At 76.2% G+C, this 7,448-nt stretch carries 6 protein-coding genes; all 6 read right to left on the bottom strand.

The window, feature by feature from the left end:
* Positions 1-657 (bottom strand): Wzz/FepE/Etk N-terminal domain-containing protein (locus ACFXDE_RS21490; protein ID WP_380496449.1); only part of this gene is annotated, 657 nt, incomplete at its 3' end.
* 67 nt (positions 658-724) lie between these two features.
* Positions 725-1,840, bottom strand: a complete 1,116-nt coding sequence (locus tag ACFXDE_RS21485; RefSeq protein WP_380496448.1) for a glycosyltransferase — start codon at positions 1,838-1,840, stop codon at positions 725-727.
* Positions 1,837-2,700 carry a polysaccharide deacetylase family protein gene (locus ACFXDE_RS21480; protein ID WP_380496447.1) on the bottom strand — a complete coding sequence of 288 codons (864 nt, stop codon included), beginning with the start codon at positions 2,698-2,700 and terminating at the stop codon, positions 1,837-1,839. The genes ACFXDE_RS21485 and ACFXDE_RS21480 overlap by 4 nt, the downstream gene beginning before the upstream one ends.
* Positions 2,690-4,411, bottom strand: coding sequence for a lipid II flippase MurJ (locus ACFXDE_RS21475; protein WP_380496446.1), 1,722 nt, complete (start codon positions 4,409-4,411; stop codon positions 2,690-2,692). Before ACFXDE_RS21475 ends, ACFXDE_RS21480 begins: the two co-directional genes overlap by 11 nt.
* A 1-nt stretch (position 4,412) precedes the next feature.
* Positions 4,413-5,720 (bottom strand): O-antigen ligase family protein, encoded by a 1,308-nt coding sequence (locus tag ACFXDE_RS21470; RefSeq protein WP_380496444.1) that lies wholly within the window; start codon positions 5,718-5,720, stop codon positions 4,413-4,415.
* Between the two features lie 6 nt (positions 5,721-5,726).
* A complete protein-coding gene (locus tag ACFXDE_RS21465; protein WP_380496442.1) occupies positions 5,727-7,250 on the bottom strand; it encodes a sugar transferase in 1,524 nt (507 codons plus the stop codon).
* Between the last annotated feature and the right edge of the window lie 198 nt (positions 7,251-7,448).

Genomic DNA, 7,448 nt, shown 5'->3' with positions numbered 1-7,448 from the left:
GGCCGTCCGGGCGGGGGCCTCCTCGGTCCGCGGGCGCGGAGCGCTCGGACCGGTAGCCTCCGGGGCTTCCGGGACCCCGGAGGCGACGGGCGCCTCGGCGTCGCCGCGGCGGCGGGTCATCATCACCAGCGCGCCCAGCAGCAGCCCGGCCGCGCCGCCGACCGCGACGTCCAGGCTGCCGGACGGCGTGGTCGGCTTGTCCGGCGCGGCGGCCGGTGCCAGCGTGACCAGCCGGACACCGGTGTCCCTGCTGCTCGTGTTGGCGAAGGAGACCAGCGAGCGGGCCACCGCGTCGGCGGTCTGGGCGGCCTCCTGGGCCCGGGTGCCGGTCCCGGTGATCTCGATCATCGGGGCGTCCGGCGAGGTCGTCCCGTGCACCAGGTTCCCCAGGTCGGTGAGGGTGTGCCCGGTCTCGGCGGCGGCCGCGGCGAGCACCTGCGGCTGGCCGGCCAGCCGCCCGTACGCCTGGGCGAAGTTGGTCGCGGTGGCGGCCTCCCCCGCGTTCTGCGGCACCACGAGCACGTAGGCGCTGGCGGAGTACGAGGGGTGCGCGACGACGGCGTACCCGGCGCCGGCCGCGGCGCCCAGCGGCACCGCGAGCGCCACCGGCCACCAGCGGCGGACCAGGCGGCGGGCGCTTCGGCGCGGTGTGGTCATGGGTGTGACTCCTTGGAGATCAGGGCCGCACGCACGGCGGCCCTTCGGTGAGCGGGCCGGTGGGCCGTCAAGCGCGCGCCAGGCGGTCGTAGAGGGCACCCAGGTCGGCGGCGACGCGGACGATGTCGTAGTGGCCGACCGCCGGGGGGTGCGGCAGCGGGCCGGCGGTGTGGTCGTTGAGGTGCCGCAGCTCGCGCAGCGCGGTCGCGAACGCGGCGGGCTCGGACGGGATGCGGCGGGCCTGCGGGGCGGCGCTGGGCGGCAGTTCGTCGAGCGCGGGGCAAGCGCTGTGCCGCACCGGCAGGCCGGCCGCGAGCCCCTCCAGGACGCCGAGGCCGAAGGTCTCCTCGGTCGAGGGGGCGGCGAGCACGTCCAGTGCGGTCAGCAGCTCCGGCACGTCGTCGCGTTCGCCGGTGAGCACCAGCCTTTCCCGGACGCCCAGTTCGGCGGCCAGCCGCTCCAGGGCGGCGCGCTCCGGGCCCTCGCCGATCAGCACCAGCCGGGCGTCCGGGTCGAGTTCGGCGAGCGCCTCCAGCAGGACGCCGAAGCGCTTGCCCGGTACCAGGCGGCCGATCCCGCCGACCACCCAGCTCCCCTCCGGCAGGCCGAGTTCGGCGCGCAGCCGGCGCCGGGCGGTGGCCCGCTCGCCGTCCGGCCGGCGGAAGCGCGCGGCGTCGATGCCGTTCGGGATCAGCTCGACCCGGGCCGGCGGGACGCCCCACGCGTGCAGCGTCTGGGCGACCTGGCGGGAGACCGCGACGGTGGTGGTCCCGAGCCGCTCGGCCACCAGGTAGAGGCCCTTGACGCCGCGCGTGACCGGGCGGCCCTCGATCACCCCGGCGTGCAGCGAGTGCTCGGTGGACACCACCGCACGGACCCCGGCCAGTCGCGCCGCGAGCCGGCCGTACAGCTGCGCCCGGTAGAGGTGGGTGTGCACGAGGTCGTAGCGGCCGCTGCGCACCAGCCGGACCAGCCGGGGCAGCGCGCCGAGGTCCCGGTTTCCGCGCATGTCGAGGTGGTGGACGGTGAAGCCGTCGGCGCGCAGGGCGGCGGCGACCGCGCCGGGGTTGGTGAGGGCGAGCACCTCGCACTGCTGGTGCGGCGGCAAGTGCCGTAGCAGCAGCTGGAGTTGGCGCTCGGCACCGCCGGAGGCGAGGCCGGTGACGATGTGCAGGACCCTCACCGTGCCGCCCTCCGGAGGGCGAGCCGGGCGCGGCGCAGCTCGGTGACGGTGTCGCGCAGCCGGTGCCGGCCGCGCTTGGCGCGCAGCCGCCAGGCGCCGTCGCGGTCGCCGACGTAGCAGCGGGGCAGCGCGAAGCGGCCGGTGAGCGGGGAGTGGGCGATCGCCACGGCGTAGTCGTAGCCGGCGTCGCGGACGGCCAGGGCGGCGGGCAGGTCGACGTCGCCGTACGGGTAGCAGAAGCCGGTGACCGGGCCGCCGACGACCTCCTCCAGGAGCCTGCGGCTCTCCCGGGTCTGGGTCGCGAGGACGTCGGCGGGCAGGCCGGGCAGCGACTGGTGACCGAGGCCGTGCGAGCCGATCTCCCAGCCGGCGGCGGCGAGTTCGGTGACCTCCTGGACGGTGAGGAGTTGCTTGCGCGGGCCTTCGGCGTCCCAGTCGTTGGCCCGGCCGAGCAGGTCGGCGACGACGTACGCGGTGGCGGTGAAGCCGTACGCCTGCAGAATCGGTACCGCGTGCCGGGCGAAGTCGGCGTAGCCGTCGTCGAAGGTGAGTCCGACGAGCTTGTCGTCCCGTCCGGCGGCGCGGGCCCGCATCAGCTCGCGGACCGAGACCCCGCGCCGGCCGCGCCGGTGCAGCCAGGCGATCTGTTCGGCGAACCGCTCGGGGTTGACGGTGAGCCGGTAGGGGTCCTCCTCCTCGACCGCCACCGAGTGGTACATCAGGATCCACGGCGAGGTGGAGCCGGGGCCGGGCGGTTCGCCGATCGGGCTGCGGCTGCGGGGCAGTCGCGCCCGGTGCGGTGGGGCGTCGGTGGCGCCCGCCTGGGCGGCCGAACGGACGGTTCCCCGTTCAGTGTCCATGGGGAAGCTTCCCTTCATCGGCGACGGTTGGCGGGTTCAGGACCCGGACGGCGGCGAGGACCGGACCGCGGACCTCCCTGGCACCGAGGCCGGTGCCGAGGGCGGCGAAGGCCAGCGCCACGGCCAGCCCCCCGAACACGGTCGAGAGCAGGGGGTCGGCGGTGAGGCCGGCCGCGCAGGTGCCGAGCGCGGTGGCGCCGGCGGCGGCTGCCAGCAGCCGGCCGTGGCCGCCGAGCACCCGGCGCAGCCGCAGCGGGATGCCGCGCAGCACGAGGCCGCGCAGCAGCAGGGCCGCGGTGGTGGTGATGCCGGCCGCGTTCCCGGCGGCGAGGCCGAGCGCGCCGAAGCGGGGTGTGGCGAGCAGGCCGACGGCCACGGTGACGGCGAGGCCGAGCAGCATCGCGGCGACCGGGTACCAGTCGAGCAGGCGCCGCCCCCCGTCGTCGGTGCCCGGCTCGTCGGCCCGGCGCACGACGGGGCGCAGCGAGAAGTACGGGCGGATCATCACGCCGATCAGCGCCTGGGCGGGCAGCCCGAAGCTGTAGACCCGGATGACGGCGGCGGTGGCGGCGGTGTCCTGCGGGCCGAAGGCTCCGCGCTGGAAGAGCAGTGAGACGACCGAGGGCGCGCAGGCCATCAGGAACGCGGTGCCGAGCAGGACGACGGCCGCGGCCTGCCCGAGGTCCTTCTCCACCCGGTCGCGGGCGGTGGTGAGGTCGCCGGCCGCGAGCGCGCGGGCGACCAGCGGGAAGGTGACGGTGCAGATCAGGATGCCCGCCGTCATGGCGAGTTGGGAGACCTTGGCGGCGTAGTTGAGGTGCGAGATGGTGCCGGGCGGAAGTGCGGAGCCGAGGTAGCGCTCGACGAACACCTGGGACTGGCGGGTCAGGGTGAAGGCCGCGACCGGCAGCAGGGCGAACGGCATCAGGACCAGGGCGTGGCGCGAGCGGCCGGAGCGCGCGGCCCGGCCCGTCCGCAGCCGGCGGGCGAACGGGGCGACGAGCAGGACGGCCATCAGGGCGCTGCCGACCGCGACGCCGACGGCGGCCGAGCGGACGCCGAGGAAGGCCTGGCAGCTCAGCATCACGGCCAGGATGCCGACGTTGTAGGCGACGTAGATGCCGGCCGGCGCGGTGAAGCAGTGGTGGGCGCGCAGCGCGGCGGCGAGGTAGCCGGCCACGCCGAACGGCAGCACGGTGATCGCGGTGATCCGGGTGCAGGACACGGCGAGGGCGGGGTCGCCGAGGCCGGGGGCGAGCAGTTCGACGAGCTGGGGCGCGCCGATCGCGGTGCCGAGGGCGAGGGCGCTGAGGGCGAGCAGCAGCCACGGCAGGGTGGCCCGGACGAGCTGGCGGACCGGGTCCGGGCCGTCCGGGCGCTCCTCGCGCAGCACCAGGGCGAGGGCGAACGCGGGCACCATGAGGAAGGACATGGCGTCCTCGATCAGCAGCGGCGCGGCCGTCTCGGGCACCGTCCAGGAGACCAGGAAGGCGTCGGTGCCCTGGTTGGCGCCGAAGTAGCGGGCCAGCAGGAGGTCGCGCAGGAGCCCGAGGGCGGAGCCGGCGGCGCTGAGCACGGCGGTGATGCCGAAGGCCTTGGCGAGGAAGCCGCGCCGGGGGGCCGGGCCGGGGCCGCCGGGCACGGCCTCGGCGGGCGGGGCCTGGCGGGGCGCGGGCAGCGTCGGGACGAGCGCGGGCCGGTCCGTCGTCATGTCAGGCCTCCGGGGTCGCGGCGCGGGCGGCGAGGCCGAGGACGACGGAGGTCAGCACGGTGGTGGTGCCGCCGATGTCGGCGTAGAGGAAGTCGACGAGCACCCAGGTCAGCAGCGCCAGGGCGGCGAGGCCGGGGCCGCGGGAGCGGCGCAGGCAGCCGAGCAGCAGGCCGAGGAAGAGCGCGGCGTAGGCGACGATGCCGATCAGTCCCTGTTCGCTGAGCACCAGGAAGTACATGTTGTGCGGGGAGAGCAGCGGCTCGCGCTGGAAGCCGATGGTGGGGTCGGCGGCGTCGCTGCCGGAGGACAGCCGCAGTGGGGCGTGGCTGTCGCGCAGCTGCTGGAAGGCCTTGGGGCCGGCGCCGTGGACGGGGTGGTCCTGCCAGATCCGGGTGGCGGTCGACCACAGGTCGTAGCGGTCGGAGACGGACTGGTCGGGGGCGGCCTCGACGGAGCCGATCGAGCTGAGCCGCTCGGTGACCCCGGAGGCGCCGAGGCCGAGTCCGCCGACGAGGACGACGGCGGCGGCCGCGCCGAGCACGACACCGCGCACGAGCAGCCGGGCGTCGGCGCGCAGCAGCAGGACGGTGACGGCGACACCGGTGGCGATCCAGCTGCCGCGACTGAAGGAGACGGCGAGCGGGAAGGCGAGGAAGGCGGCGGAGGCGTACATCGCGCGCCGCAGCCGGACGCTGCCGCCGGGTCCGCGTTCGGCGAGGGCGAGGGCCAGGGCGGCGAGCAGGCCGTAGCTGACGACGGTGGACATCGCCATGATGTCGAGCGCGCCGAACGTGCCGACGGCGCGGATCGGCTGGCCGGTGTACGAGGCGCCGGTGCGGGTCAGGTACTGGTCGGCGCCGACGGCGCCCTCGATGAGCGCGGCGGCCACGAAGGAGCCGAGGACGAGCCGCTGGTCGGTGCGGTCGCGCAGCGAGCAGAGCACCGCGGCCGGGACCAGGACGAAGACCTGGACGAGCCGGACGAAGCCGGTGACGCTGCCGGCCGGGTCGATCGAGCCGACGGTGGCCACGGCGGCGGCGAGCACGACCGCGGCGAACTGCGCGCAGGTGGCGCGGGCGACGACGGGCAGCCGCCCGCGCAGCAGGTTGTAGGCGGTGAGGGCGACCAGCGCCAGCGAGGCGAGGTCGGCGGCGGTGACGTGGACGGCGGCGGTGACGTCCTTCTCGCCGGTGGGCACGCACACCAGGAGCACGGTCGCCGCGGCGAGCAGGCTCGGCCGGTCGGCGAGCGCGGGCAGGGCCTTGCGTAAGGCCGGCGGCCGGGCCGCGGCGGGGAGGGTGAGGGCCACGAAAGGTCAGCTCCCGTCCGGGTGGAGCATCAGGGCCGCGGTCCGGCAGAGGATCTTGACGTCCTGCCAGAGGCTCCAGCTCTCGATGTAGCGGTTGTCGAAGCGGGCCCGGTCCTCGATCGAGGTGTCCCCGCGCAGGCCGTTGACCTGGGCCAGGCCGGTGAGGCCGACCGGGACGCGGTGGCGGTCCGCGTACTCGGGGTAGGCCTGGCTGAACCGCATGACGAAGTAGGGGCGTTCCGGGCGCGGGCCGACGAGGCTCATGTCGCCGCGCAGGACGTTCCACAGCTGCGGCAGCTCGTCCAGCGAGCTCTTGCGCAGCAGCTTGCCGACGGCGCCCATCCGGTGGTCCTGGGAGATGTTCCAGCGGGTGGCCGACTCGTGCTCGTTGCTGGGGCGCAGGGTGCGGAACTTGAGGACGGTGAAGACCCGGCCGTCCAGCCCGGTGCGCTGCTGGCGGAAGAGCACGCCAGGGCCGGTGTCGAAGCGGACGGCGAGCGCGCACAGCACGAGGACCGGGGCGAGCAGCAGCAGGCCTAGGCCGGAGGCGGCGACGTCCAGGGCGCGCTTGGCGGCCCAGCCGGGGCGGCGCATCGCGGGGCGCCCGACCTGGAGGCAGGGGAAGCCCCAGAGGTGGTCGCCGGCGGCCGGCGGCGCGGTGGGCAGCGAGCCGTACTCGCGCAGGGCGGGCACCAGCCAGACCTGGCAGCCGAGCCGGACGGCGTCGCGCAGGGTGGCGGCGGTCTCGGCCTCGTCGGCGGCGCCGGCGGTGGCGACGACGTGCTGGACGCGGTGGCGGCGGACCTCGCGCTCCAGGACCTCGCGGCCGCCGAGGACGGGCAGGTCGGTGTCGCCGGCCAGCAGCGGCGGGTCCGCGTCGAGGAAGCCGACGGGGCGCATTCCGTACTCGCCGCGCGCGTTGAGGGCGGCGGCGACCCGGTGGCCGAGCCGGCCGGCGCCGAGCACCAGGACGGGGCTGGGACGGCTGCGGCGGATCCGGCGGACGAGGTGGTAGAGGACGGCGCGGCCGACGACGGCGATCAGCAGCTGGGCGCCGAGCAGCGCGGTGAGCCGGGCCGGGGTGGCCGGGCCGCAGTCGGGCCAGCGGCCGTCCAGGCAGCCGGTGAGGGTGACGGCGAAGGCGGTGGCGACCGCGGCGCGCACGGCCAGCGCGGGCAGTTCGTCCAGGACGGACAGGGTGAGCCGGGTGCGGTAGAGGCCGCCGGCCAGGTTGAGGACGAGCAGGAGGGGCAGGACGGCGGCGACGCCGAGCAGCGGGGCGACCCGCACCGCGGAGTCGAGGAAGCGGTTGGCGATGCCGGCGGCGGCGCACAGCGCGATCGCGTCGACCTGGACCAGCGCGAGCGGCAGTGCGAGCCGGGAACGGACCGCCCTGCGGTGCCGGTGCCCCGGCGCCACCGCGCGGGCCCGCGCGGCCCCGGCCGGCCGGTCGAGCAGCCCGGTGCCGGGTCGCCGCGGGCCGGACAGGGGCCGGCCGGATCGCGGCACACTGTCGTGGTCAATGGTCATCAGCGCACGAACTCCCCTGCTGTGTGCCCGGGGTGGCGGAGCCCTGGCGCCGGTTGGCGCGGGGCGGCCGCCCGGGCCCGGTGGGCGCGGTCCTGACAGCACCTGCTGCCGCCGGCGGCTCTCGATTCTCTCGCGAATTCCCGGGGAAAAATCGAAACGAAGCAGGCAAAATCAGACAATACCGAACCGGGACTTGCG

Source organism: Kitasatospora sp. NPDC059408 (assembly GCF_042751525.1).
GTDB lineage: Bacteria > Actinomycetota > Actinomycetes > Streptomycetales > Streptomycetaceae > Kitasatospora.
This window is presented reverse-complemented; position numbering and strand designations above follow the sequence as displayed.

Excerpts from the sequence above, each read along its gene's own strand:
- ACFXDE_RS21480 (WP_380496447.1), bottom strand. The coding sequence starts at position 2,700 with ATGGACACTGAACGGGGAACCGTCCGTTCGGCCGCCCAGGCGGGCGCC.
- ACFXDE_RS21475 (WP_380496446.1), bottom strand. The coding sequence starts at position 4,411 with ATGACGACGGACCGGCCCGCGCTCGTCCCGACGCTGCCCGCGCCCCGC.
- ACFXDE_RS21465 (WP_380496442.1), bottom strand. The coding sequence starts at position 7,250 with ATGACCATTGACCACGACAGTGTGCCGCGATCCGGCCGGCCCCTGTCC.